General features: G+C 65.8%; 22 protein-coding genes. 17 read left to right on the forward strand and 5 right to left on the reverse strand.

Annotated elements, in window-relative coordinates:
- Positions 1-3: 3 nt before the first annotated feature.
- Genes FHW83_RS26885 through FHW83_RS26905 form a run of 5 tightly spaced genes read left to right on the forward strand, consistent with a single transcriptional unit; the run spans position 4 to position 4,411 of the window.
- Positions 4-798, forward strand: a complete 795-nt coding sequence (locus FHW83_RS26885; RefSeq protein WP_176649440.1) for a TorF family putative porin — start codon at positions 4-6, stop codon at positions 796-798.
- A 23-nt stretch (positions 799-821) separates the two neighbouring features.
- Positions 822-2,213, forward strand: a complete 1,392-nt coding sequence (locus tag FHW83_RS26890; protein WP_176649441.1) for an ethanolamine ammonia-lyase subunit EutB — start codon at positions 822-824, stop codon at positions 2,211-2,213.
- A gap of 10 nt (positions 2,214-2,223) precedes the next feature.
- Positions 2,224-3,030 carry an ethanolamine ammonia-lyase subunit EutC gene (eutC, locus tag FHW83_RS26895; RefSeq protein WP_176649442.1) on the forward strand — a complete coding sequence of 269 codons (807 nt, stop codon included), beginning with the start codon at positions 2,224-2,226 and terminating at the stop codon, positions 3,028-3,030.
- Between the two features lie 10 nt (positions 3,031-3,040).
- Positions 3,041-3,736, forward strand: a complete 696-nt coding sequence (locus tag FHW83_RS26900; protein WP_176649443.1) for a YafY family protein — start codon at positions 3,041-3,043, stop codon at positions 3,734-3,736.
- A 57-nt stretch (positions 3,737-3,793) separates the two neighbouring features.
- On the forward strand, positions 3,794-4,411 hold the full coding sequence (locus FHW83_RS26905) for a glutathione S-transferase family protein (RefSeq protein ID WP_176649444.1): 618 nt from the start codon (positions 3,794-3,796) through the stop codon (positions 4,409-4,411).
- Positions 4,412-4,539: 128 nt separating this feature from the next.
- Here FHW83_RS26905 and FHW83_RS26910 read toward each other — a convergent pair whose 3' ends face one another.
- The 3 genes from FHW83_RS26910 to FHW83_RS26920 form a co-directional block, all read right to left on the reverse strand.
- On the reverse strand, positions 4,540-5,376 hold the full coding sequence (locus tag FHW83_RS26910; protein ID WP_176649445.1) for an HDOD domain-containing protein: 837 nt from the start codon (positions 5,374-5,376) through the stop codon (positions 4,540-4,542).
- Between the two features lie 98 nt (positions 5,377-5,474).
- Positions 5,475-5,756 (reverse strand): hypothetical protein, encoded by a 282-nt coding sequence (locus FHW83_RS26915; protein WP_176649446.1) that lies wholly within the window; start codon positions 5,754-5,756, stop codon positions 5,475-5,477.
- A gap of 18 nt (positions 5,757-5,774) precedes the next feature.
- Positions 5,775-6,236, reverse strand: coding sequence for a MarR family winged helix-turn-helix transcriptional regulator (locus FHW83_RS26920; RefSeq protein ID WP_176649447.1), 462 nt, complete (start codon positions 6,234-6,236; stop codon positions 5,775-5,777).
- Between the two features lie 72 nt (positions 6,237-6,308).
- Between FHW83_RS26920 and FHW83_RS26925 the strand changes: the two genes are divergently transcribed.
- From FHW83_RS26925 to FHW83_RS26975, 11 genes are all read left to right on the forward strand, one after another.
- A complete protein-coding gene (locus FHW83_RS26925; RefSeq protein ID WP_229224380.1) occupies positions 6,309-7,226 on the forward strand; it encodes a DMT family transporter in 918 nt (305 codons plus the stop codon).
- A gap of 5 nt (positions 7,227-7,231) precedes the next feature.
- The gene (locus FHW83_RS26930; protein WP_176649448.1) at positions 7,232-8,170 is read left to right on the forward strand and encodes a GlxA family transcriptional regulator; all 939 of its coding nucleotides are present in this window, start codon (positions 7,232-7,234) and stop codon (positions 8,168-8,170) included.
- 128 nt (positions 8,171-8,298) lie between these two features.
- Positions 8,299-9,543 carry an acetylornithine/succinyldiaminopimelate transaminase gene (locus FHW83_RS26935; RefSeq protein WP_176649449.1) on the forward strand — a complete coding sequence of 415 codons (1,245 nt, stop codon included), beginning with the start codon at positions 8,299-8,301 and terminating at the stop codon, positions 9,541-9,543.
- Between the two features lie 126 nt (positions 9,544-9,669).
- A complete protein-coding gene (locus FHW83_RS26940) occupies positions 9,670-10,707 on the forward strand; it encodes an arginine N-succinyltransferase (protein WP_176649450.1) in 1,038 nt (345 codons plus the stop codon).
- Between the two features lie 14 nt (positions 10,708-10,721).
- Positions 10,722-11,777, forward strand: coding sequence for an arginine N-succinyltransferase (gene astA / locus FHW83_RS26945; RefSeq protein WP_176649451.1), 1,056 nt, complete (start codon positions 10,722-10,724; stop codon positions 11,775-11,777).
- Complete coding sequence (gene astD / locus FHW83_RS26950) at positions 11,770-13,251, forward strand: succinylglutamate-semialdehyde dehydrogenase (protein WP_176649452.1); 1,482 nt, start codon at positions 11,770-11,772, stop codon at positions 13,249-13,251. The genes astA and astD overlap by 8 nt, the downstream gene beginning before the upstream one ends.
- Positions 13,252-13,263: 12 nt before the next feature.
- Positions 13,264-14,598, forward strand: a complete 1,335-nt coding sequence (astB, locus tag FHW83_RS26955) for an N-succinylarginine dihydrolase (RefSeq protein ID WP_176649453.1) — start codon at positions 13,264-13,266, stop codon at positions 14,596-14,598.
- A gap of 72 nt (positions 14,599-14,670) precedes the next feature.
- Positions 14,671-19,368 carry an NAD-glutamate dehydrogenase domain-containing protein gene (locus tag FHW83_RS26960; RefSeq protein WP_176649506.1) on the forward strand — a complete coding sequence of 1,566 codons (4,698 nt, stop codon included), beginning with the start codon at positions 14,671-14,673 and terminating at the stop codon, positions 19,366-19,368.
- A gap of 4 nt (positions 19,369-19,372) precedes the next feature.
- The gene (locus FHW83_RS26965; RefSeq protein WP_176649454.1) at positions 19,373-20,368 is read left to right on the forward strand and encodes a succinylglutamate desuccinylase; all 996 of its coding nucleotides are present in this window, start codon (positions 19,373-19,375) and stop codon (positions 20,366-20,368) included.
- A 92-nt stretch (positions 20,369-20,460) separates the two neighbouring features.
- Positions 20,461-20,961, forward strand: a complete 501-nt coding sequence (locus FHW83_RS26970) for an EF-hand domain-containing protein (protein WP_176649455.1) — start codon at positions 20,461-20,463, stop codon at positions 20,959-20,961.
- A gap of 344 nt (positions 20,962-21,305) precedes the next feature.
- The gene (locus FHW83_RS26975) at positions 21,306-22,766 is read left to right on the forward strand and encodes an amino acid permease (RefSeq protein WP_176649456.1); all 1,461 of its coding nucleotides are present in this window, start codon (positions 21,306-21,308) and stop codon (positions 22,764-22,766) included.
- Between the two features lie 186 nt (positions 22,767-22,952).
- Here the strand turns inward: FHW83_RS26975 and FHW83_RS26980 are convergent, their stop codons facing one another.
- Positions 22,953-23,174 carry a hypothetical protein gene (locus FHW83_RS26980; protein WP_176649457.1) on the reverse strand — a complete coding sequence of 74 codons (222 nt, stop codon included), beginning with the start codon at positions 23,172-23,174 and terminating at the stop codon, positions 22,953-22,955.
- A gap of 215 nt (positions 23,175-23,389) precedes the next feature.
- On the opposite strand from FHW83_RS26980, the gene FHW83_RS26985 reads away from it, so the two are divergent.
- Positions 23,390-24,796: a diguanylate cyclase gene (locus tag FHW83_RS26985; protein ID WP_176649458.1), complete on the forward strand. Its 1,407-nt coding sequence runs from the start codon at positions 23,390-23,392 to the stop codon at positions 24,794-24,796.
- Here FHW83_RS26985 and FHW83_RS26990 read toward each other — a convergent pair whose 3' ends face one another.
- On the reverse strand, positions 24,797-25,711 hold the full coding sequence (locus tag FHW83_RS26990; protein WP_176649459.1) for an EamA family transporter: 915 nt from the start codon (positions 25,709-25,711) through the stop codon (positions 24,797-24,799).
- Positions 25,712-25,717: the final 6 nt, after the last annotated feature.

Raw genomic sequence — 25,717 nt, forward strand, 5'->3', positions numbered from 1 at the left:
TGCATGACCATCACCCGTACCCTCCTGTCCTTGCTGACCTTGCTTGCCGCCGGCGCAGCCAGCGCGGCCGAACCTGCACCTGACTGGACCGAAAGCGGCAACGTCAGCCTGGTGTCCGACTACTTGTTCCGTGGCGTCTCGCAAACCCAGGCCAAGCCCACGGTGCAGGCCACGCTCGACTTCACCCACGCCAGCGGCTGGTACGTCGGCGTATTCGGCTCGGGCGTGTCGCACGCCGCCTACAACAACGGCGGCGGCGCCGAGATCGACCTGTACGGCGGCTACCGCGCGCCGCTGGCGGATGGCACGCTGGATGCCGGCATCGTCACCTACTGGTATCCAGGCGCCCACTACCTGGCCAGCGGCAAGGACATCAAATACCACACCCAGGACGCCAAGCTGGCCTGGAACATGGGCGCGTTCAATGTCACCGGCTGGGTCACGCTGAGCAAGTACTGGTTCGGCTTCACGGTCGATCCGTTCAGCGGCCAGCGGGTCGATACGCGCGGCTCGGCCTACGCCGAGGTGAACTGGAATCCCGAGCTGGCGCCCGGCCTGGTGCTCAATCTGCATGCCGGCCACCAGTCGGTGCGCAAGCTGGGGATGTACAATTTCTACGACCTCAAGGCGGGCGTGACCAAGACCGTTGGCAACTGGGCGTTTGCCGCAGCCGCCGTCTACAACAGCGGCGACGAGTCGCGCAACGGTACGCCGCTGTGGGTGTTTTACAATGCCGACGGCAGCGGCAAATACGTCGCGCAAAAGCGTGTGCTGCTGACGGTCACCCGCAACTTCTGAACCAGGCAGCACGGAGGCGTAGCATGAGCAGTTTTGCGCACACAGTGGGCAGCCGGACCTACCAGTTCCGCGACCTCAAGGACCTGATGGCGAAAGCCACGCCGGCCCGCTCGGGCGATTACCTGGCCGGGCTGGCGGCCGCCACCGCCGAGGAGCGCGTGGCGGCGCAGATGGCGCTGGCGGCGCTGCCGCTCAGCATCTTCCTGCAACAGGCCCTGATCCCGTACGAGGATGACGAAGTCACCCGCCTCATCATCGACAGCCACGACCGCGCCGCCTTCGCCGCCATCGCCCATCTGACCGTGGGCGACTTCCGCAACTGGCTGCTGGGCGACGCCGCCGACAGCGCCGCGCTGGCCGCCGTCTCGCCCGGCGTCACGCCCGAGATGGCGGCGGCCGTCTCCAAGCTGATGCGGGTGCAGGACCTGATCCTGGTGGCGAAGAAATGCCATGTCACCACCGCCTTCCGCAACACCATCGGGCTGCCGGGCCGCATGTCCACCCGCCTGCAGCCCAACCACCCGACCGACGACGCCACCGGCATCGCCGCCAGCGTGCTGGACGGCCTGCTGTACGGCAGCGGCGACGCGGTGATCGGCATCAACCCGGCCACCGATAACGTGCCGCAGGTGATCAAGATCGTCACCATGCTGGATGAAATCATCAGCCGCTACGGCATTCCCACCCAGTCCTGCGTGCTGACCCACGTCACCAACAGCCTGGCGGCGATCGAGCGCGGCGCGCCGGTGGACCTGGTGTTCCAGTCGATCGCCGGCACCGAGGCGGCCAACGCCGGCTTCGGCATCAACCTGGCGCTGCTGGCGGAGGCGCGGCAGGCGGCCTTGTCCCTGCGGCGCGGCAGCGTCGGCGACAACGTCATGTATTTTGAAACGGGGCAGGGCAGCGCCCTGTCCGCCAACGCCCACCACGGCGTCGATCAGCAGACCTGCGAGGCCCGCGCCTACGCCGTCGCGCGCGCCTATGCGCCGCTGCTGGTCAACTCGGTGGTCGGCTTCATCGGCCCGGAATACCTATACGATGGCAAGCAGATCGTGCGCGCCGGCCTGGAGGACCATTTCTGCGCCAAGCTGCTGGGCCTGCCGATGGGCTGCGACGTTTGCTACACCAACCATGCCGAGGCCGACCAGAACGATATGGACATCCTGCTGACCTTGCTGGGAACGGCCGGCTGCACCTTCGTCATGGGCATTCCCGGCTCGGACGACATCATGCTCAACTATCAGACCACCTCCTTCCACGACGCGCTGTATGCGCGCCGCGTGCTGGGCCTGAAGCCGGCGCCGGAATTCGAGGCTTGGTTGCGGGAGATGGAAATCTTTACCCGCGACCCGCTGCCGACCTTGGGGCGCGCGCTGCCGCCGACCTTTGAGCGCGCCTTGCTGCGCCTGTCGTGAGGGCGGCCGGATGAAAGACGAACTGATCATCGCCAACCCGTGGCGCACGCTGCGCCGCTATACCGACGCCCGCATCGGCCTGGGCCGCGCCGGCGTCAGCCAGCCGACCGCTGAACAGCTGGCCTTCCAGCTCGACCACGCGCGTGCGCGCGACGCGGTCCACACGCCGCTGGACGCCGCCGCGCTGGCGCAGGCGGTGCGCGATGACGTGCCCGCCGCGCCGCCGGTCCTGCAACTGCATAGCGCCGCCGACAGCCGCGCCGTGTATCTGCAGCGGCCCGACCTCGGCCGCCGGCTGGACGAGGCCTCGCGCCAGCAGTTGCAGGCTATGCCGCGTGACGAAGCCGGCTACGACCTGGCCTTCGTGCTGGCCGACGGCCTGTCCTCGCTGGCGCTGACGCAGAACGCCGTGCCGCTGCTGCGGGAGGTGCAGGCCCGCCTGGCGGGCGAGCAGTGGCGCCTGGCGCCGCTGAGCATCGTCCGCCAGGGCCGCGTTGCCATCGGCGACGACATCGCCCACCTGCTGAACGCGCGCTGCGTGGTGGTGCTGATCGGCGAGCGTCCCGGCCTCAGCTCGCCGGACAGCCTGGGCCTGTACCTGACCTGGGCGCCGCAGCCCGGCCTGAGCGACGCCAGCCGCAATTGCATCTCCAATGTGCGCCCGGCGGGCTTGACCTACGACGCCGCAGCGTTCAAGCTTCACTACCTGCTGTCCGAAGCGCGGCGGCGCCAGTTGTCCGGCGTCGCCCTGAAAGATGAAACCGCCGCCGAGGGCGCCAACCTGGAGGCGCCACAGCGCAATTTCCTGTTGGAGTGAGACCCGCACCATGAGCCGAACCGGCCGCCTTTTCATGTTGATGGACGCCATGCGCGGCTACCGCCGCCCCGTCACCGCCGCGCGGTTGGCGGAGCAGTTGGGCGTTTCCGAACGCACCATCTATCGCGACATCCAGACCCTGGCCGGGCTGGGCGCGCCGCTGGAGGGGGAGGCCGGGGTCGGCTACATGCTCAAGGCCGGCTTCTTCCTGCCTCCCCTGATGTTTGGCCCCGACGAGCTGGAGGCGCTGGTGCTGGGCGCGCGCTGGGTGCGCCGGCAGGGCGACGAGGCGCTGGCGGCGGCGGCCAGCAACGCGCTGGCCAAGATCGCCGCCGCCACGCCCAAGGACCTGCGCGACGACATGGCCGAAACCAGCCTGTGGGTGCCGATCGGCCAGGACCAGCAGGACGCCAGCGACATCCATGTGCGCCCCGTGCGCGAAGCCATCCGCTATCAGCATCGCCTGCGCATGTCCTACCGCGACGAGCACGGCGCGCCCTCCGACCGCGTCGTATGGCCATTCGCGCTGGCGTACTTCGAAGGCAAGCGCCTGCTGGCCGCGTGGTGCGAGATGCGCATGGCGTTCCGTCATTTCCGCATCGACCGCATCGCCGCGGTGGAATCGCTGCGGCAGCGCTACCCGGCGCGCCGCCACGACCTGCTGAAGACCTGGCGCCAGGAACACAACCTGCGCGAAGACTCCTGACAAAAACTGTCGCAGCCCGGTTCTACGATGGAGACATCAACCCACCGGAGATACCAAATGCGACTCTACTACCATCCCGCCTCCACTTGCTCGCGCCGTGTCATGCTGGCCGCCATCCATATGGGCACGCCGCTGGAACTGACCGAAGTCAATCTCATGAGCGAGGAAGACCGCCGCCGGCTGGTCGCGCTCAATCCCAACAACAAGGTGCCGGTGTTGCAGGACGGCGACTTCACGCTGTGGGAATCGTGCGCCATCATGCAGTACCTGGCGGACCGTACTCACGGGCAAACCCTGTATCCCGATAACATCATCGCGCGGGCCGACATCAACCGCTGGATGCTGTGGTCGGCCCAGCACTTCGCGCCGGCGCTGGGCGTGATCGTCTACGAGAACATCTGGAAAGGCCTGATCGGCAATGGCGGCGCGGACCCGGCGGAGATCGACCGCGCCAGCCGGCTGGTGGCGCAGTTCGCTGCCGTGCTGGAGCAGCACCTGGCCGGCCGCGACTGGATCGTCGGCGAGCGGCTCACGCTGGCCGACTTCGCCATCGCGGCGCCGCTGACCTATATCGAGCAAGCCAAGCTGCCGGTCACGCACTACCCCAAGCTGATGGCCTGGCTGGCCCGGGTCTCCGAGCTGGACGCGTGGAAACAGACCATGCCCGCCTGGTGATTGCATAAATACCATGCTTATGTGAAGTAACGCACAGAACGGAAGGGCGGGGCGGGGTATTCTGGACTCGTCTCCTCTGGAGGAGATCCCTAGTTTTGGACTTTGCCCGCTGCCCAGCGGGCTTTTTTTTACAGCATCAGCACCGCGTACAGCGACTGCACCTCATCGGCGGACTCGGTCATGATGGCGTGCAGCGTGCCTTCGCCCACCACGAAGTCGATGGTGCGGGCGCCCTGCAGGGTGGTGGCGCCGGGCCGCTGGTGCAGCGGCGAATGCACCGGCGCCAGATCGTTGGCCAGCAGCAGGGTGTCGCCCAGCGTTTCCGGCGGCAGCGCGCGCAAGCCTACCCACATCGACTCGATCGCCTTGAACACGCCGTCCGGCACGCCCAGATGGATCATCACGCCGCGGCCAATCTCCAGCTCGCCGTGCTCGACCCAGTCCTCCGGCTCGCCCTGCATCACTTCGGGATAGTCGCCGGCGCTGGCCAGCATGTAGAAGCCAGCCACCTCGTGCATGATGCCGGCGAACAGCGCGGTGTCGGGATCGACGTGGGTCACGCGGCGCGCGATCACCTGCGCCAGCGCCGCCACGTGGGCGGTGTGTTCCCACAACTGGTTGATTTTCGCCGCCAGCGACGGCTCGGTCACCTGGCTGCCGATCTGGCGCACGATCACCGCCGCCACCAGCGATTGCAGCGTGCGGATGCCGAGCCGCTGCACGGCCGCGCGCACGCTGGAGATTTCGGTTCCGGAACGGTTGTAGGCCACCGAGTTGGCGATCGCCACGCTGCGCGCGGCCAGCAACGGATCGGCCTGGATCAGCCTGGCGGCCGCTTCCACATGACAGTCGGGGTCATTGAGCGCCTGCTGCAGGCGCAGCGAGGCGTTGACGTTGGCCGGGAACGTGAGTTCTCCCCGGCTCGCCTGAGCAGCGATAGTCCTGAAGGCGTCGAGTCTGTCCATGCTCAAAAATTATACTCAAAATATTGCCATGCGGCACTTTTTCTGAAAATACTTTTTGCGGCGTGGATTTCACCCAACAGCGCCTTGTGAGTGGGCGCTTACTGCTCGCTGAAGATCGCGTCGCAGCCTTCCACCGGCTCGTCGGTGTCCTGCAGCTCGTCGACCAGGTCGAGGTCGAACAGTTCCTCCACCGCGTTCATGAAGCTGTTGTGGGTGCTCGCGCCGATCAGGCGGTAGATTTCACCGTCCTCGTTGCGCACGCCGACGATCAGCGCCTCCTGGCGCACTTCGTCGGCCGGCGCCACGTCCAGCAGCAGGTTGCCGATGATGTGTTTGTCGAATTTGGCAGGCTTTTTGCCTTCCAGCAGAGAGGTTTTCAAATCTGTTTCCTTGGTGTTTTAATCGCAGTCATGGGTGGACGGCGTTCCAGTCTGGCCGGCCATGATGACAGTTTTAAGCGCGGACAGGGTTTTTTCAAGCTGCGCGAAGTCGTCGTCGGTGTAATGGGCGAACACTTTGCCGCTTTGCGAGATCACTTCCGGGAACACGGTGCGGAAGGTCCGCTCGCCGTCCTCGGTCAGCTTCACAAAGAAGGAACGCTTGTCGCAATCGTTGCGCTGACGTTCCACCAGCCCTTTTTGCTCGAGCCGCTCGATCACCCCGGTGAGGGTGCCCTTGGTGATCAAGGTCTTGTCGCCCAGTTCCTTATAGGACATGCCGGGGGTGTTGCCCAGCGTGGCGATGATGTCGAATTGCGCATGCGTCAAACCGCTCCGGCGCACGTACTCGCCGGAGAGCCGTTCGTAGCCCTGCATGCATTCGGCCAGCAGCCGTATGCTTTTCAAGAATCGTTCACCCATGGGACGTGATTATAGCCGCTTCGCACCGGGCTTTCCGGCGGTTACACTATGCGCACGCCAATCAAAAGAACAATGATGCCTGTACATCTGCGCGGCATAGCCGCTTTGCTGCTAGTCACCCTGGTCTGGGGCACGACCTTCCCCGCGATGAAGAATATGACCGGCTACCTGTCGGCCAGCTGGATCGTGCTGTGCCGCTTCGCGCTGGCCGGCGCGCTGCTGCTGCCCTTCCTGTGGGGCGTGCGCTGGCGCGACCTGCGCTGGGGCATCCTGGCCGGCGTGGTGTTGTTCCTGTGCTACGTGTTCCAGATCGAGGGGCTGGCGCTGACCAGCTCCAACCGCAACGCCTTCATCTGCGGCCTGAACGTGCTGGTGCCGCCGCTGATCGGCGTGGCGCTGGGCGCGCGGCTCGAGCGCCGCATCGCCGGCGCGTTGCTGCTGTCGGTCGCGGGCCTGTTCGCGCTGTGCTGGGAAGGCGGTTTCAGCTGGGGCCGCGGCGACACGCTGGCGCTGCTGTGCGCGCTGTTCTTCGGCATCTACGTCAAGCTGATGGAGTCGTTCACGCGCAAGGTGGACAAGCTGATGGCGCTGACGGCGTCGCAAATTGTCACCGTGGCGGTGTGCGCGGCCGTCTGGCTGCTGCTCACCGAGGTGCCGCTGGGACTGGCCGAGCGCGCGCGGGACTTGCCGGACTATATCGCCTACATCCGCAAGGGGCTGGAGATGTACAGCGTCAACCTGATCTATTTGGGCGTGATCGCGACCGCCGCCATCATCTCGCTGCAAACCTGGGGCCAGAGCCATAGCAGCGCCAACGAGGCGGCCGTGATCTACGCGTTCGAGCCGGGCTGTGCCGCCATCTTCGCCTATTTCTGGCTGGGCGAGACGCTGGCCTGGAACGGCTTGCTCGGCGCGGCGCTGTTGATCTCCGGTATGATAGCGAGCCAATGGAGCACCGAGCGTCCCGCGACGGTCCTGGCGCCGGAGTAGTCCAGATGTCCTTCGATACCCTTTCCAGCCTCGCCCCGCAGCGGCCCTTGCGCCTGTTGCTGGTCAACGCCGGCGAGGCGGACGCCATCACCTGGGCCGGACTGGCGCAGCCGCTGCGCCTGGCCGCCGCCGCCCTGGGCCGCGAGCTGCTGCAACTGGAAACCATGACGCCGGCCCAGGTGGTGCTGGCCCAGCCGAACTGGCACATCGCGCTGCTGGTGGCCGACGAGCGGCAGGCGCCCTTGCCGCCCGAGCAGGCGCGCGCCGTGATCGAGCGTTGCCGCTCGGCCGATTATTGGGGCGGCGTCGGCGCCGGCGTGCTGTGGCTGGCCGAGGCCGGCCTGATGGCGGGCGTGCGCATCGCCCTGCCGTGGGCGCTGTACGCCGACACCGAGGACATCACCGAGCGCGCCATCCTCACGCCCCACCTGTTCGAGCTGGACGGGCGCCACCTGAGCTGCTGCGGCGGCGCCGCCTCGATCGACTTCGCGCTGACCCTGATCGAGCACCTGTTCGGCGCCAGCGTGCAGGCGTCGGTCAAGGAAAGCCTGTGCGTGGAGCGCGTGCGCGGCCCCGAGGAGCGTCAGCGCGTGGCCCTGCAGGCGCGCTTTGGCGCCCTGCAGCCGCGCCTGTCGGAGGCGGTCACGCTGATGGAGACCAATATCGAGGAGCCGCTCTCCACCGACGACATCGCCAATTTGGTGGGCCTGTCGCGCCGCCAGCTGGAGCGCCTGTTCAAGCAATACTTGGGCAGCCTGCCGTCGCGCTACTACCTGGAGCTGCGCCTGCAACGCGCGCGCCAGCTGTTGCTTGAGACCAATCACTCGATCGTGCAGGTGGGGCTGATGTGCGGCTTCTCGTCCGGCTCGCACTTCTCGACCGCCTTCGGCGCCCTGTTCGGCAACACCCCGCGCGAGGAGCGCCAGCGCAAATTGCAGTCATGATAAGTTTACTTTGCGGCCAAAAGTAAAAATTCTTGTCGCCATTTGAAAAGAACTTTAGCATCCCGGCTTTTACAATGAGTCCACGCGGCGCTGTGCCGCGCATGACCCACATCTTGATAGGGAATGCCATGAATGCCAATGTAGATACGACCGCCCTCAACCGTCCTGTGACCCGTCAGACGTTCGACGAGGTACTGGTGCCGACTTACGCACCGGCGGCGATGGTTCCGGTCCGAGGCGCGGGGCTGGACCTGTGGGACCAGTCCGGCAAACACTACCTGGACTTCACCTCCGGCATCGCGGTCGCCGCGCTGGGCCACTGCCACCCCGTGGTGGTGGAGGCGCTGACCCGCCAGGCCAACACCCTGTGGCACCTCGGCAACGGCTACACCAATGAGCCGGTGCTGCGCCTGGGCCTGGCGCTGACCGAGGCCACCTTCGCCGACCGCGCGTTCTTCTGCAACTCCGGCGCCGAGGCCAACGAGGCGGCGCTGAAGCTGGCGCGCAAGCACGCGCACGCCAAGTTCGGCCCGCACAAATCGCGCATCATCTCGTGCTACCAGTCGTTCCACGGCCGCACCCTGTTCACCGTGTCGGTCGGCGGCCAGTCGAAATACACCGAGGGCTTCGAGCCGCTGCCGCCGATGATCAACCACATCATCTACAACGACATCGAATCGGCGCGCGCCGCCATCGACGACGACACCTGCGCCGTGATCGTCGAGCCGCTGCAAGGCGAGGGTGGCGTGGTGCCGGGCAACAAGGCCTTCCTGCAGGAGCTGCGCGACCTGTGCACCAAGACCGGCGCCCTGCTGATCTTTGACGAAGTGCAGTCGGGCATGGGCCGCACCGGCGAGCTGTTCCACTACATGAGCTACGGCATCACCCCGGACATCCTGACCTCGGCCAAGGCGCTGGGCAACGGCTTCCCGGTGGCCGCCATGCTGACCACCCACGAGCTGGCCGCCACCTTGAGCGTCGGTTCGCACGGCACCACCTATGGCGGCAACCCGATGGCCGCCACCGTGGCGCTGACCGTGCTCAACACCATCAACCAGCCAGCCTTCCTGGCGCGCGTGAAGGAAGCCGGCGCCAAGCTGCGCTCGACCATGGAAAAGCTGATCGCCGACTATCCGCAGGTGTTCCGCGAAGTGCGCGGCGCCGGTCTGCTGCTGGGCCTGGTGGTGGCGGACGGGTGGACCGGCCGTTCCAAGGATATCCAGAAGGCCGCCGAGGCCAACGGCATGATGGTGCTGATCGCCGGCATGGACGTGGTGCGCCTGGCGCCGGCGCTGATCGTCTCCGACGAGCAGATCGCCGAAGCCGACCGCATCCTGCGCCTGTCGCTGGACGGCCTGCTGAAAGCGGCTTAAGTACCACCATCACGTCATTCCGGCGAAAGCCGGAATCCATACACGATGTTCGAAGCCGGACACTCAGCATGGATTCCGGCCTTCGCCGGAATGACGTTTTAAGGTTCACTCAATGAAGGAGTTCCCATGTATGTAGTCCGTCCGGTCGAACTTGCGGATATCGCAGCCCTGGAAGCGCTGGCCGCGGTGCCCATGCCCGGAGTGCATACCCTGCCCAAGACGCGCGAGAAAATCCGCACCATGGTGGAGCTGTCGATCGCCTCGTTCGCCGCGCACGTCGACATCCCGAGCGAGGAGGGCTACCTGCTGGTGCTGGAGTCGCCCGAGACCAAATCCATCGTCGGCACCGCCGCCATGTTCGCGGCGGCCGGCTCCAACGGCACCTACTTCTCCTTCCGCAACGACGTGATCCAGCAGGTCTCGCGTGACCTCAACATCAGCCACAGCGTGCACGCGCTGACGCTGTGCTCCGAGCTGACCGGCTACTCGCAGCTGTCGTCGTTCTACGTCGGCGAGCGCGAACACGGCACGCCGGAGGCGGCGCTGCTGTCGCGCGCGCGCCTGATGTTCGCCGTGCTGGCGCCGCACCGCTTCTCGGACCGCTTCTTCGTGCCGCTGGCCGGCGTCACCGACAGCGAGGGCGGCTCGCCGTTCTGGGACGCGCTGGGCCGCAAATTCTTCAAGATGGATTTCCTCGACGCCGAACGCACCATCGGCGGCGCCCGCAACCGCACCCTGATCGTCGAGCTGATGCCACACTATCCGGTCTACGTGCCACTGCTGCCGGGCGACGCCCAGGCGGCCATGGGCCAGATCCATCCCTCGGGCGAACTGGCGTTCAACCTGCTGACCGCCGAAGGCTTCGAGGCCGACGACTACATCGACATCTTCGACGGCGGCCCGATCCTGCAGGCGCACAAGAATTCGCTGCGCACCTTCACCGGCGCGCTGCAACGCCGCGTCGCCACCTCGGTGGAGCAACCGGACCGCGGCCGCGAGCCGCAGCTGCGCTACGCCGTGTCGTCCGGCTCGGAGCACAACTTCCGCGCCGTGATCACGCATTGCCCGGCGCTGGATTCTCAACTCAGCGTGGCGCTGTCCGCAGAGGTGCAGGAAGCGCTCAAGGTCGCCGAAGGCGACACCGTCATCTGCGTCAGAATATAAAAACGAGAACACCTATGCTAGTTGTACGCGCAATCCAAGCCACAGACCTCGACGCCCTGTACGTCATGGCCACCCAGGTGGGCAGCGGCATGACCACGCTCAAGCCGGACATGAAGATGATGGGCGACCGCCTCAACATCGCCGTGGCCTCGTTCGCCGAGACCATCCCGCCCGAGCAGCGCGACTACATGTTCGTGATGGAGGACACCGACACCGGCCGCCTGGCCGGCGTGTGCGCCATCAAGGGCTCGGTGGGCCTGACCGAGCCGTTCTACAACTACCGCATCGGCACCCTGGTGCACTCCAGCCGCGAGCTGAATGTGTTCACCCGCATGGACACGCTGTACCTGTCGAACGACCTGACCGGCAGCACCGAACTGTGCTCGCTGTTCCTGCATCCGGACTACCGCAGCGGCAACAACGGCAAGCTGCTGTCCAAGAGCCGCTTCCTGTTCATCGCCCAGTTCCCGCACCTGTTCACCGAAAAGCTGATCGCGGAGATGCGCGGCTACCAGGAGGAGAGCGGGCGTTCGCCGTTCTACGAAGGGCTGGGCCGCCACTTCTTCAAGATGGATTTCGACCACGTCGACGCGCTGACAGCGGTCGGCAAGAAGTCCTTCATCGCCGAGCTGATGCCGCGCCAGCCGTTGTACGTGGACTACCTGCCGCAGGACGCGCAGGAGGTGATCGGCAAGGTGCACACCTCCACCGCGCCGGCACGCCGCCTGCTGGAGCAGGAGGGCATGTACTTCGAGGGCTACGTCGACATCTTCGACGCCGGCCCGGTGCTGCAGGCCCGCGTGTCCGAGCTGCGCGCGCTGCGCGACAGCGCGCTGGCCGAAATCGGCTTGACCACCGACTGGGATTCCGCCTGCGCGCCGGAGAGCGCGGCGGCCGAGCCCATGCTGGTCTCTAACACCAACATGAAAGATTTCCGCATGATCCTGTCGCAGGCGGTGCCGGTCAACGGCGCCATCGCCTTGCCGGAGGCGGAGCAAAAGCTCCTGCGCTGCCACACCGGCGACACCGTGCGCACCCTGACTCTCAATCCGAGGAAGAACAATGGCTAATTCAGTGGCAAACATCAGTAACTTCATCAACGGCGAATGGCTGCACGGCAGCGGCGCGGAACTGGTCACCATCAACCCGGCCACCGGCAAGCAAACCTGGAGCAGCAACGAGTCCACCGCGCAGGACGTGGCACAGGCCACCACCGCCGCCCGCGCCGCGTTTGACGCGTGGGCATTGACGCCGCTGGAGCAGCGCATCGCCGTCTGCACCCGCTTCCGCGACCTGCTCAAGCAGGACGCCGAGGAGCTGGCGCTGCTGATCTCCGAAGAAGTCGGCAAGCCGCTGTGGGAAGCGCGCACCGAAGTCACCACCATGGCCAACAAGATCGACATCTCGGTGCAGGCCTACGATGCGCGCACCGGCGAAACCCACAACAAGGTGGCCGATGGCGAAGCCGTGCTGCGCCACCGTCCGCACGGCGTGTTTGGCGTGTTCGGTCCTTACAACTTCCCCGGCCACCTGCCGAACGGCCATATCGTGCCCGCGCTGATCGCCGGGAACACCCTGGTGTTCAAGCCCAGCGAATACGCGCCGCGCACCGCCATCAAGACCGTGCAGCTGTGGGAGAAAGTCGGCCTGCCATACGGCGTGCTCAATCTGGTCAACGGTGGCCGCGACACCGGCATCGCGCTGGGCCAGAGCAAGCTGCTGGACGGCGTGCTGTTCACCGGCAGCTGCCAGACCGGCACCGCGCTGCATAAACAATTCGGCGGGCAACCGGGCAAGATGCTGGCGCTGGAAATGGGCGGCAACAACCCGCTCGTCATCTGGGACGCCAAGGAAGTCGACGCCGCCGTGTTCATGGCGATTTCGTCGGCCTTCATCTCGGCCGGCCAGCGCTGCACCTGCGCGCGTCGCCTGATCCTGCCGACCGGCGCGGCCGGCGACGCCATCGTTGCGCGCCTGATCGACGTGGCCAGCCGCCTGACCATCGGCCCATCCGACGCCGAACCGGCGCCGTTCATGGGCCCCGTGGTGTCGGCCGCTGTCGCCAAACGCCTGGTGCAGGCGCAGGCCGACATGGTCGCGCGCGGCGGCAAGCTGCTGCTGGAGATGAAACACCTGGACGCCAACACCGGCTTCGTCTCGGCAGGCATTGTCGACGTCACCGACGCCAAGGGCATTCCTGACGAAGAGTGGTTCGGCCCCCTGCTGCAAATCATTCGCGTGGCGGACTTCGACAGCGCCATCGACGCCGCCAACAACACCGCGTTCGGCCTGGCCGCCGCGCTGATTTCCAACGACGAGAAGCTGTGGAAGATCTTCCAGGTGCGCGCCCGCGCCGGCATCGTCAACTGGAACCGTCCGACCACCGGCGCCGCCAGCAGTGCGCCGTTCGGCGGCGTGGGTCAGTCGGGCAACCATCGTCCGAGCGCCTACTACGCGGCGGACTATTGCGCCTATCCGGTGGCGTCGATTGAAAACCCTGTCCTTGAAATGCCCGCGAAACTCTCGCCGGGCATGAACTTCTAAAAGGTAGCTGCAATGTCCGCACGCGAATTCAACTTCGACGGTCTGGTCGGCCCATCGCACAATTACGCCGGCCTGTCGTTCGGTAACGTGGCCTCGTTCAGCAACGTCAAGAGCGCATCCAACCCCAAGCTGGCCGCGCTGCAAGGCCTGGCCAAGATGCGCGCGCTGGCCGCGCGTGGTTTCGGCCAGGCGTTGCTGCCCCCGCAGGACCGTCCCAACTTCCGCCTGCTGCGCAGCGTCGGCTTCACCGGCAGCGATGCCGAGGTGCTGGCCAAGGCCGCCAAGGAATCGCCGGTGATCCTGGCGTGCGCCTATTCGGCCTCGCCGATGTGGACCGCCAACGCGGCCACCGTCAGCCCGTCGGCGGACAGCGCCGATGGCCGCCTGCACTTCACCTCCGCCAACCTGAACAACAAGCTGCACCGCGCGTTTGAGCACGAGCAGTCGACGCGCGCGCTGCGCGCCATCTTCAAGGACGAGAAGCACTTCGCCGTGCACGACGCGCTGCCTGGGACGCCGGCCTTTGGCGACGAGGGCGCGGCCAACCACACACGTTTGTGCAAGGACCACGGCAGCGCCGGCGTCGAAATGTTCGTGTACGGCCGCACCGAGTTTGACGCCGCCGCCACCGCGCCGAAAAAATACCCGGCACGCCAGACGCTGGAAGCCTCGCAGGCGGTGGCCCGCCTGCACGGCCTGTCGGCCGAGCGCACCATGTACATCCAACAAAATCCCGACGTCATCGATCAAGGCGTGTTCCATAACGACGTGATCGCGGTAGGTAACGCCAATGCCCTGTTCTACCACGAGCAGGCATTCGCCGACGAAGCAGGCGCGCTCGATCAGCTGCGCCGCGCACTCGCCGGCGTGGGCGCGGACCTGAATGCGATCCGCGTCGATACGGCGCGTGTGCCGGTGGCGGATGCCGTGGCCAGCTATCTGTTCAACAGCCAGTTGCTGAGCAAGGCCGATGGCAAGATGGCGCTGGTGATACCGCACGAATGCCAGGAAGTCGCCTCCGTGGCGTCGTATCTGGAAGGTCTGGTGGCCAGCGGCAGTGTGATCGATGAACTGATTCACTTCGACCTGCGCCAATCGATGCGCAACGGCGGCGGCCCCGCGTGCCTGCGCCTGCGCGTGGCGCTCACCGATGCCGAGGCGGCGGCCATGCACCAGGGCGTGGTGATGACCGAGACGCTGTACCATACGCTGGTGGCGTGGGTGGAAAAACATTACCGCGACCGCCTGGAGCCGGCCGACCTGGCGGACCCGCAACTGGCGATCGAAGTGCACACCGCACTGGAAGAATTGAGTCGTATACTGGGACTGCCAGGACTGTACGATTAAGACCCGCCGCGCAGCCACAAGCCGGCGCGGCGTCTGCAACACAAGATACCTATAACGTATTGGAGAAGCATGATGAAACAAATGCCACAAGACCTGCGTAAACAAACGCTGGATCTGGTCAACGCAAACAAGCCCGCCACCGAAGTCGCCGCACTGGTCAGTGCCTGGCTCGGCTCCCTGGATGATGAGGACCTGGCGGGCACCGCGCCCGATAGCCTGGCCCCGGTTTTGTGGGACGGTTTCACCCAAGCTTCCAAGCGCAGCGGCACTGGCGCACAAATCGCCACGCTGCGCTACGACGACGGCCGCGGCGGCAAGGCCACCGCGCTGCTGATCCTCAACGATGACATGCCGTATCTGGTGGACTCCATCGTGATGGCGATGCGCAAGCTGCGCGTCACCGCAAATGGCGTGCTGAACGCCGTGCTGCCGGTGTCGCGCAACGCGGACGGCGCGGTGGTGGCGGTTGGCGAGCATGGCGCCAAGCTGGAATCGTATGTGTTGGTGCTGCTGTCGGAAGATCTGCCGGAGGCGGAACTCGGCGCGCTGGTCGAACGTATTGTGATGGTGTCGCGTGACGCCGCCGTGGTGCGCCGCGACCGCGCCGCCATGCTGGAACACTTCAGCCGCATCGGCGCGGAAGCCGCGACCCACGGTGAAGAAGGCAAGGAGGTCGCCGCCTTCCTCGAATGGGCCAAGACCGAAGGCTTCGAACCGTTCGGCTACGCTTACTATCAGGTCAAGCCGGGCGTGCGTGAGCTGGAGCGCGACATTCCGAGCCGCATCGGCGTGCTGCAGGACACCTCGCACCCAGTGTACGGCACCTGCCTGGCCAACATCCCAGGCGACTTTGATACCCTGTCCAAGCGCGGCCACACCCTGTCCATCGTCAAGGCGGACGTGGAAGGCACGCTGCACCGCGACCAGCAACTGGACTTCATCGGCGTTCGCCACACCGACGCGCAAGGCGCCATCCTGGGCGAATACTGCTTCGTGGGCCTGTTCACCCGCGCCGCCACGTCCACGCCGCTGAACCGCCTGCCGTTCGCGCGCGGCCGCGTGGCGCGCGTGCTGAGCATCGCCGGCGTGCGCCAGGAAGGCTTCCGCGCCGAGAAATTCGTCGAGATCCTCGAATCGCTGCCGCGCACCGAGGCGCTGGAAGCGGAACCTGAATGGCTGGCGGAAGTCTGCGGCGCCGTGGTCTCGTTGTACAAGCAGCCGCGCGCCAAGGTGTTCGCGCGCCGCGACGTGTACGCACGCCACTTGAACGTGCTGGTCTACCTGCCGCGCGAGCGTTACAGCGCGAGCGTCGCTTCCGCGCTGGCGAAAGCGCTGCAAGCCAGCTCCGGCGCTCACCACGTCAGCTCGCAAACGCTGGTGGCGGACGGCCCGCTGGCGCGGGTGTACCTGATCGCGCATGGCGCGCGCTATCCGCTGGATCTGGAAACCGACATTCAGCAGCCGCTGTTGTCGGTGCTGGATGGCTGGCACGACCAGTTCTCCGTGCTGGCCGACGCCGTGACAGACGTGCCGCTGCGCGCCAGCCTGCGCAAGATGTGCGCCACGCTGCCGCCGGATTACGTTGCCGCGACCACGCCATCCGCCGCCTTCCACGATCTGGGCGCCATCCTGCGCAACCCGGACCCGGCGCGCGTGAACGTTCGCGTGGATGCCGACAATGGCCACACCACCATCCGCCTGTACTCGGTAGACCGCGTGCCCTCGCTGTCGACCATCCTTCCGGCGCTGCACAACGCCGGCGTGGCGATCGACCGCGAACAGGCCTACTCGCTGCGCGTGAATGGTGAGCGCCACTACGTCACCAGCCTGTCGGTGGATGCCGCCAGCGCCGTCAAGCTGGCCAAGCCGGAGATCGTGCCGGTGGCCGAGGAACTGTTCTCCACGCTGTTCAACAACGAAGCGGAAGACGGCCGCCTGAATGGCCTGGTCATCGAAGGCGGCCTGAGTGTGCGCGAAGTGCAGCTGGTGCGCGCCTACATGAGCTACTGGCGCCAGACCGGCACCAACTTCTCGGTGCGCTATATGGCTGAAACGCTGCGCACCCAGCCAGCGCTGGTCAAGGAACTGGTGAACGCCTTCCTGCAGCGCTTCGATCCGTCGCTGGACGACGCCACCCGCGCCGCCTCGCTGGACAAGCTGGCCGACATCAAGAGCCGCCTGCCGGCCATCAACCACGCCGACAGCGAAGCGGTGCTGGGCGCCATGGCGACCCTGATCGGCGCCACCCTGCGCACCAACTACTTCCAGAACAACCAGAAGGGCGACAAGATCATCTTCAAGTTCGACACCAGCAACCTGTCGCTGGTGCCGGAGCCGCGTCCGTTCCGCGAGATCTTCGTGTTCTCGCGCCGCTTCGAAGGCGTGCACCTGCGCGGCGGCCCGGTGGCGCGCGGCGGCCTGCGCTGGTCGGACCGCATGGAGGACTACCGCACCGAGGTGCTTGGCCTGGTGAAGGCGCAGATGGTGAAGAACGCCGTCATCGTGCCGGCCGGCGCCAAGGGCGGCTTCGTCTGCAAGCAGATGCCGAAGGACGCTCCACGCGAAACCATCGCGGCGGAAGGCGAAGCAGTCTACCGCCTGTTCATTTCCAGCCTGCTGGAGGTGACCGACAACCGCGTGCTGGGCAAGATCGTCTCCCCAACCGATACCGTCTGCTACGACGGCAACGACCCGTATCTGGTGGTGGCGGCCGACAAGGGCACCGCGACCTTCTCCGACATCGCCAACAGCATCGCCGTGCAGCGCGGCTTCTGGCTGGGCGACGCTTTCGCCTCGGGCGGCTCCAACGGCTATGACCACAAGAAGATGGGCATCACCGCCAAGGGCGCGTTTGAAGCGGTCAAGCGCCACTTCTACGAGATGGACCACGACATCCACGCGCAGCCTGTGACCATGGTCGGCGTGGGCGACATGTCGGGCGACGTGTTCGGCAATGGCGCGCTGTTGTCGCGCAAGCTGAAGATCGTGGCGGCCTTCGACCACCGTCACATCTTCCTCGACCCGAATCCGGACATGGAAGTCTCGTTCAAGGAACGCGAACGCATGTTCGCGCTGCCACGCTCCTCGTGGGACGACTACAACAAGGAACTGATCTCGAAAGGCGGCGGCGTGTTCCCACGTACTGCGCGCTCGATCGAACTGTCGCCGGAAATCCGTGCCGTGCTGGATATCGAGGAAACCGCGCTGGCGCCGGAAGAGCTGATGCACCGTATCCTGCTGGCGCCGGTGGACCTGTTCTACAACGGCGGCATCGGCACCTACATCAAGGCCTCCACCGAAACCCATGCGCAGGTGAAGGACCGCGCCAACGACAACATCCGCGTCAACGGCAATGAGCTGCGCTGCAAGGTGGTGACCGAGGGCGGCAACCTCGGTGCGACGCAGGCGGGCCGTATCGAGTTCGCGCTGTCGGGCGGCCGCATCTTCACCGACGCGATCGACAACTCGGCCGGCGTGGATTGCTCGGACCACGAGGTGAACGCGAAGATGTGGCTGGACGTGGAAATGAACGCCGGCCAGTTGAGCGAGGCGGACCGCAACCGCATCCTCAACGAGATGACCGACGATATCGAACGCCTGGTCCTGCGCGACAACACGCTGCAAACGCAGCTGCTGGTGCGCGAGCTGCAGGCGCAGGGCGACGCGGCCGTGCAGGACGGCTATGCCGCGCTGATCGCCTCGCTGGAGGAAGAGGGCGCGCTGTCGCGCGAACTGGAGCAACTGCCTTCGGTGGCGGAACTGGCGCGCCGCAAGGCCGATGGCCGCGGCCTGACCACGCCGGAACTGGCGGTGGTGATCGCCAACGTGAAGAACCGCTACAAGCGCATCCTGTCGGCGCTGCCGCTGACGGAAAACAGCTGGGCCGAATCGGTGCTCAAGCCGTACTTCCCGGATCTGCTGGTGGCAACCCGTCCGGCGCTGGCTCACCCGCTGGCGAACGCCATCCTGGCCACCGTGCTGGCCAACGAATCGGTCAACCGTTGCGGTCCGCTGATGCTGCGCCAACTGGCCGGCGAGCATGGCGTGGATGAAGCGGACGTGATCCTGGCGTGGGGCCAGGCGTGGTCCGCGCTGAACCTGGCGCCGGTGTTCAACGCGCTGGACGCGGATGCGCTGAAAGTGCCGCGCGCGGTGTCGATCAAGGTCGATGCGCACACCCGCGTGCTGCAAAAGGCCGTGATCGAAGGCGCGCTGTCGGTGCCTGCCGATCAGCTGCGCAAGGGCGTGGACGAGTTGACCCGCCTGTTCGCCAATCCGGAAACGCTGGCGCAGCTGACGCCCGTCAGCGGCCAGTCGGAGGCTGAGCTGACCTCCGGCCTGCGCCCGGAATTCGTGCGCGCCTGGATGGCGGTCGACGCGATCGAAGCGGTGGCGGCGTTTGTGTTCGCGGCCCTGTCGGTGCAGCGTCCGGCGGGCATGGACTTGCCGGCCTTCCTGCAAGTGGGCCTGGCGTTGCGCGCGCAGGTGGGCATCGACACGCTGGAACGCGGCCTGAAGCTGCCGGCCACCAGCCGTTCGCAGGAGCAGCTGCGCAGCTACGCGCAGAACGCGCTGCGCCGCACGCAGCAACGCCTGCTGTCGCAAGTGCTCAAGCATGCCACCGGCGATCACTCGGCGGTGGAGGCGGTGGAAGTCGTCGCCAACACGCTGGGCTTGTCGGGCTACGCGGTGGCGTCGGACCTCGAGCAGGCCATGCTGGACGTGTGGGCCTTGTCCGAGGCGGTCAACGCCACCGCGGTGGCGGCGTGACACGATGAGCGACTTGCCAGCAGCCTTGCCGCCGGCGGTCCGCGCGCTCGCGGAGGCGGACTTCAGCGCCATCGCGCCGCGCTTCGCGGCGGCCGGATTCACGGTCGCCGAGCCGGCGGACGGCATCATCACCATCAAGGCGGCTGGCGGCGCGGCGCGGCCGGCGGTGCTGGTCTCGGTCGGCGTGCATGGCGACGAGACCGGCCCGATCGAGGTCGTGGCTTACTTGCTGGACGCCTTGTCGCATCAGCCTTCCGCGCTGGCGGTGGATCTGATGCTCTGCGTCGGCAACATCGGCGCCATCCGCGCCGGCAAGCGCTTCATCGACGCGGACCTGAACCGCATGTTCCGTGCACAGCGCGGCACGCTGGAGGGCACGGCGGAAGCCGCGCGCGCGGACGTGATGATCGCGGCCACCACCGCCTTCTTCAAGGACGCGGGGCCGGTGCGCTGGCATCTCGACCTGCACACCGCGATCCGGCCGTCGGTGTACCCAACCTTCGCCATCGTGCCGGAGCTGATTCGGGACGAACCGCGTGGCGCGTTGATCGACTGGCTGGGCCTTGCCGGCATCGGCGCCATCATCATGAATCCCGCCTCGGTGGGGACGTACAGCTATTACTCGGCCGAACATCACGCGGCGGCCGGCACCACCATTGAACTGGGCCGCATTGGCACGCTGGGGCAGAACGACCTGGCGCAGTTCCAGGAGGCGTCGCAGGCGCTGGACGACCTGCTGCGCGGCGCGCCCAAGCGCGAGGGCACGCGGCGGCCGCACATCTTCAACACCGCGCGCCAGATCATCAAGTTGAGCGACCAGTTCAAGATGGCGTTCGGCAAAGAGACCCATAACTTCACCGCCATGAAACAAGGTGAAGAGATCGCGCGCGATGGCGACACCATCTACACCGTGCAGTATCCGGAGGAGCTGGTGGTGTTCCCAAATCCCGACGTGCGGGTGGGCTTGCGCGCGGGCTTGATGGTGGTGCGGGTCGGCTGATCTTTACCCGCCTTTACACTTCGCGGGGTCATTGATACATGGATTGGTTCGTTAACAGGAGCAGCATTGTCCTTAACTACGGAGTAAGAGCCATGACGACCGCAATCAGCAGCACATCCAGCAACAGCACCAGCGCCGCCACCTTCGACCCATCGAAAGGCGCGGCGCGTTTCGCCTCCAGGGTCTTCAAGGACATGGATGCCGACACCGACGGCAAGGTCAGCAAAGACGAATTCGTGAAAGGCCTGGAGTCCAAAGGCGTCTCGTCCGAAGACGCGACCAAACAATACGAGGCGATCGACAAGGAGGGCACCGGCTCGATCACGAAGGATGACCTGGAATCGGCCATCAAGAGCGGCGACTTCAAGCCGCCACGTCCTCAGGGCGGCGGCGCGGCACCGCAAGGTGGTGGCGGTGGCGCCAGCAGTGTCAGCGCGAGCAGCGCCAAAACCTACGAGGCCGCCGACAAGAACGAGGACGGCACCGTTACGCAGCAAGAGCAGCTGGTCTACGACATGGCCCAAGCCGCCAAATCCGCAGCGGCGTCGACCAGCGCCGACAAGCTCGGCACCAACATCGACGCTCTGGCTTGAGAGGGGGTTAGGCGCGGACGATCAGGGCGGTCAGGGTGATGGCCAGGCCGACCAGCATCATGGCGGCGCCGGTGACGGCGGCGGGATGGAAGCGGCGGGATACGGTCGGGATTTTCTTGATCGGCATGCTGGCTCTCCTTCTTGGCTTTTGGTAACACTTGCCTCAAGCGTAACCTGCGCCTAGTTTCCAATCTATACATGCCGCTGTATCAAAAGTAAGCACTTGTAACGTCAAGGCGAGGGAGGTTGTATTTCTGGCACAAAATACCTGTAGGGCCGCGCGCCGCCAGGCCCTATAATCGCTGTGTTTTTTGCCTGAATATAGACTCCCACAAGGATTGCCTGTGAACCAAACGCTGGTCCAGAAACTGACCCGTACCAAGCCGGTCGACAATAAAAACACCGAACAAGCTGCAAGCAGCAGTAACAGTCTGCACCGCTCCATAGGCCTGTTTCCCCTGACGATGATCGGCGTCGGCGCCACCATCGGCACCGGCATCTTCTTCACCATGGTCGAAGCCGTACCCAAGGCCGGCCCGTCGGTGATCCTGTCCTTCCTGATCGCGGCGATCACCGCCGGCCTGACGGCGCTGTGTTACGCCGAACTGTCGTTCCGCATTCCCGCCTCCGGCTCCTCGTACTCGTTCGCCTACGCCACCGTGGGCGAGTTCCTGGCCTTCATCATGGCCGCCTGCCTGCTGCTGGAGTACGGCCTGGCCGCCAGCGCCACCGCCATCGGCTGGTCGGACTACCTGAACAACTTCCTCAACAACGCGTTCGGCTGGCACATCCCCGAACTGCTGCGCACGCCGATGATCGTCTCCACCGCGCACGGCATCGAGATCCACGGCGGCCATATCAACCTGCCGCCGATCATCCTGGTCTGCCTGTGCTGCCTGCTGCTGGTGCGCGGCGCCAAGGAGTCGGCCACCACCAACGCCATCATGGTGCTGGTCAAGCTGGCCATCCTGATCTTCTTCGTGGTGATCGCCTTCAGCGGTTTCGACATCAACAACTTCCACCCGTTCTTCAGCCCGGACGGCGGCGTGCACTACACCGGCGTGGCCGGCGTGACGGCGGCGGCGGCCACCGTGTTCTTCTCCTTCATCGGCCTGGATACCGTGGCCACGGCCGGCGAGGAGGTGCGCAACCCGACCCGCAACGTGCCGATCGGCATTCTGGCCGCGCTCGGCATCGTCACCCTGTTCTACATGCTGGTGGCGGTGGCCGCGATGGGCGCGCAGCCGGCGGCCAAGTTCGCCGGCCAGGAAGCCGGCCTGGCCGTCATCCTGCAGAACGTCACCGGCCAGACCTGGCCGGCGCTGGTGCTGGCGGCGGGCGCCGTGATCTCGGTGTTCAGCGTGACGCTGGTGACCATCTACGGCCAGACGCGCATCCTGTACGCCATCGCCAAGGACGGCCTGATCTCGAAATCGTTCCAGAAGGTCAGCCCGCGCACCGGTTCGCCGGTGCAGAACACGCTGATCGTGTGCATCGTGGTGGGCCTGGTGGCCGGCTTCGTGGACGCCACCTTCCTGTGGGACATGGTCAGCATGGGCACGCTGACGGCCTTCATCGTGGTGTCGCTGGCGGTGCCGGTGATGCGCCACAAGGAAGGCGCGTCGGCGGTGAAGGGCTTCCGCGTGCCCGGCGGTCCTTACCTCGTGCCGGGCTTGAGCATCGGGGCCTGCTTATATCTGATGTTCGGCTTGTCGATGACGACTTATACCGTGTTCGTGATCTGGATGAGCGCGGCGATTCTGACCTACTTCCTGTACGGGATGAGAAATTCCCGGCTCAACTAAAAAAGCCCCGGCCGCTTGCGCGCGCCGGGGCTTTTTGCCATTTTGCTCAGTAGCTGTATAGCTTATTCAGCCTTGTTTTCTGGCTTGTTGCCCAGGTAGAGGCGCAGCACCAGGCCGGACAGGGCGATTGCGGCAGGCAGGTTTTCGATGATGGTCAGCATGGTGTTCTCCTTGAAGTAGATTCGATTAACCGCGGGAAGCGAAATAGCGCAGCTCAGCAGCCAGGTTAGGCGAATGCAGCTCGCTATCGGCGGCCAGGCGGTTCAGCCACCAGATGGTTTCTTCCTTGTTGCGCTGCGATACAACTGGCTGGACAGCGAACAGGGCGGCGATCAGTTGACGCGCGGCGTTGGCGATGTTGGCGAAGTAGCCGTTGTCAGCAAAGGTGTTGTAGGTCGTTGCGCTCATTTGAAGCTCCATGAATATCCGTTTGATGCGTTGCAGTATGCGCCCCTTTCAGTAATAAATAAACTTTTGATTTGTGATACGAGCCATAAATTAAATGTATAACTCCGTGTTTTCCCTATGAAACACCATTGCCCTTTGGCAGCAAATTTCTTTTCTCGGTGAAACTACGTTCAGGTATGATTGTGTCCGTTTGGCAATAATCTGATGGGGTTGGGATGTCGCTGCGCACAAAATTCATGCTGGCTTTGCTGCTGACCGGACTGGCCGCGGTGGCGATGGTGGGCACCCTGGCCTATATCGGCATGACCAAGAAGGTGGATTCCATCCGGCGCGAGCGGGCGGCGGAGCAGTTCCATACGGCGGTCACCGCCTACCTGCGGAAGTACGGCAGCTGGCAGGACAGCCCCGGCAAGCAGGGCTTCGATGAATTCATGCAGTCCGGCGAGCAGCCGCCGATGCTGTCGGACGGCGCGCAAAGCGAAGACCGCCGTCCGCCACGCGACGAGGGACGCGGCCCGCAGGACGATCCTCGGGGCGGCATGGATGACGGCCGCGGACCGCCGCCGCGCGGCGAGGGCGAACCAGAGCGCCGGCCACGCGGCGAGGGCAATGACGAGGGCCGCCGCCCGCCACGCCGGGGCGGCGAACCGCCATTCCGTTTCATCCTGGCCGATCAGGACTTTCGTGTGGTGCTGGGCGCCGGCGTGTACCGCCATGGCGAGGCGCTGCCCGAGGCCGCGCGCAAGGATGCGCGTCCGGTCATGGTCAATGGCCGGGTGGCCGCCTACGTGTCGCCGGAGGGCGTCATCACGCCGAGCAAGCAGGAACTCCAGTATCTGGCCGCGATGCGCGAGGCGCTGTGGTATGGCGTCAGCGGCGCGGCGGTGCTGGCGTTGGTGCTCGGCTTCCTGTTAAGCCGCAGTCTTGGCCGCACGCTCGGCCACCTGACCAGCGCGGTGCGCGCCATGCATGGCGGCTCGCTGCTGCAGCGCGTGCCGGTGGAGGGCAAGGACGAAGTGGCCGAACTGGCCGTCGCCTTCAACGACATGAGCGAGAAGCTGGCGCGCTCGCACCAGGAGCTGCAGGAGTCGCACCAGACCATCCTGGCGCAGGCCGAGCAAATGCGCGAGCTCAGTGTGCGCGACGCGCTGACCAAGCTGCACAACCGCCGCCACTTCGACGAGCAGGCCACCACCTTGTTCAGCCACGCGGTGCGGCACAAGCGCCCGCTGGCGATGGTGATCGGCGATATCGACTACTTCAAGAAGATCAACGACCAGTTCTCGCACGCCACCGGCGACGCGGTGCTGCGCCAGGTCGGCGAGATCCTGCGCAGCCATATGCGCCTGAGCGATCTGGTGGCGCGCTACGGCGGCGAGGAATTCGTGATCGCCTTCCCGGAGACCGAACTGCCGCAGGCGGCCGCGCTGTGCGACAAGCTGCGCGGGATTATCGAGTCCTTCCCGTGGCATCAGGTGCATCCGGACCTGAAGGTCACGATGAGCATGGGCGTGTATGCCGACCTCGCGGCCGGCACGGCGGAAGCCATGTTGCAAAAGGCCGACGCGCTGCTGTATCGCGCCAAGGAGACGGGCCGCAACCGGGTCTGCTTCGCGGCGTGATCAAGCCCGGCGGTCCAGCCAGCGGCCGCCAAACATGGTGCACACCAGCGCCGCCACAACCAGCGTGATACCGGCCCACTGCCAGCCGGTGATGGTGTCGCCCAGCGCCACCATGCCAGACGCGATGCCGATCACCGGCACGCCAAGGCTGAAAGGGGCGACCCGATTGACCGGGTGGCGCTTCAATAGCCGGGTCCACAGCGCGTAGCCGATGATGGTGGACATCCAGCCGATATACGCCACGGACACCCAGGCCGCCAGCGGCGCGCCGACCCATTGCCAGCGCGTGGCCGGATCATCGAAGGCCAGCGACAGCAGCACGAAGGGCACGATGGGCACGGCGCCGCACCAGACGATAAAACTGATCACGTCGAATTCCGGCGTGGCCCGCTGCGCGCGCCGCACCACGATGTTCGACACCGCCCACATGGCCGCGCCGGCGAGGCATAGCGCGAAACCGGCGGGCGTGATGTCGCTGGCGTGGATCGCCCGCAGGGCGCTCATGGCGAAGCACAGCAGACCCACCGCAGCCAGCGCCAGGCCGGCCAGCAGGGCGCGGCTGGTGCGCTCCTTCAGTAGCAGGAAGCCGAAGATGGCGGTGAAGAAGACCTGCGTCTGCAGGATGACCGACGCCAGCGAAGCCGACATCCCCACCTTCAGCGACAGGAACAGCAGGCCGAATTGACCCACGCCCTGACTCAGGCCGTAAGCGAGTATCCACCTGGCCGGCAGCTTGGGTGGCCTCACGAACAGGATCAGCGGCAGGATGGCGAACACGTAGCGCGCCGCGCCCAGCTGGAACGGCGTCAGGTCGCGCAGGCCGACTTTCATGGCGACGAAGTTGGTGCCCCAGATGATAACCACCAGCAGGGCGGAAAGCAGGTCGCGGGTGGTGAAGGATGAGTTGGCGGTCATCCTCCC

Source organism: Duganella sp. SG902, assembly GCF_013376005.1.
Lineage (GTDB): Bacteria > Pseudomonadota > Gammaproteobacteria > Burkholderiales > Burkholderiaceae_D > Rugamonas.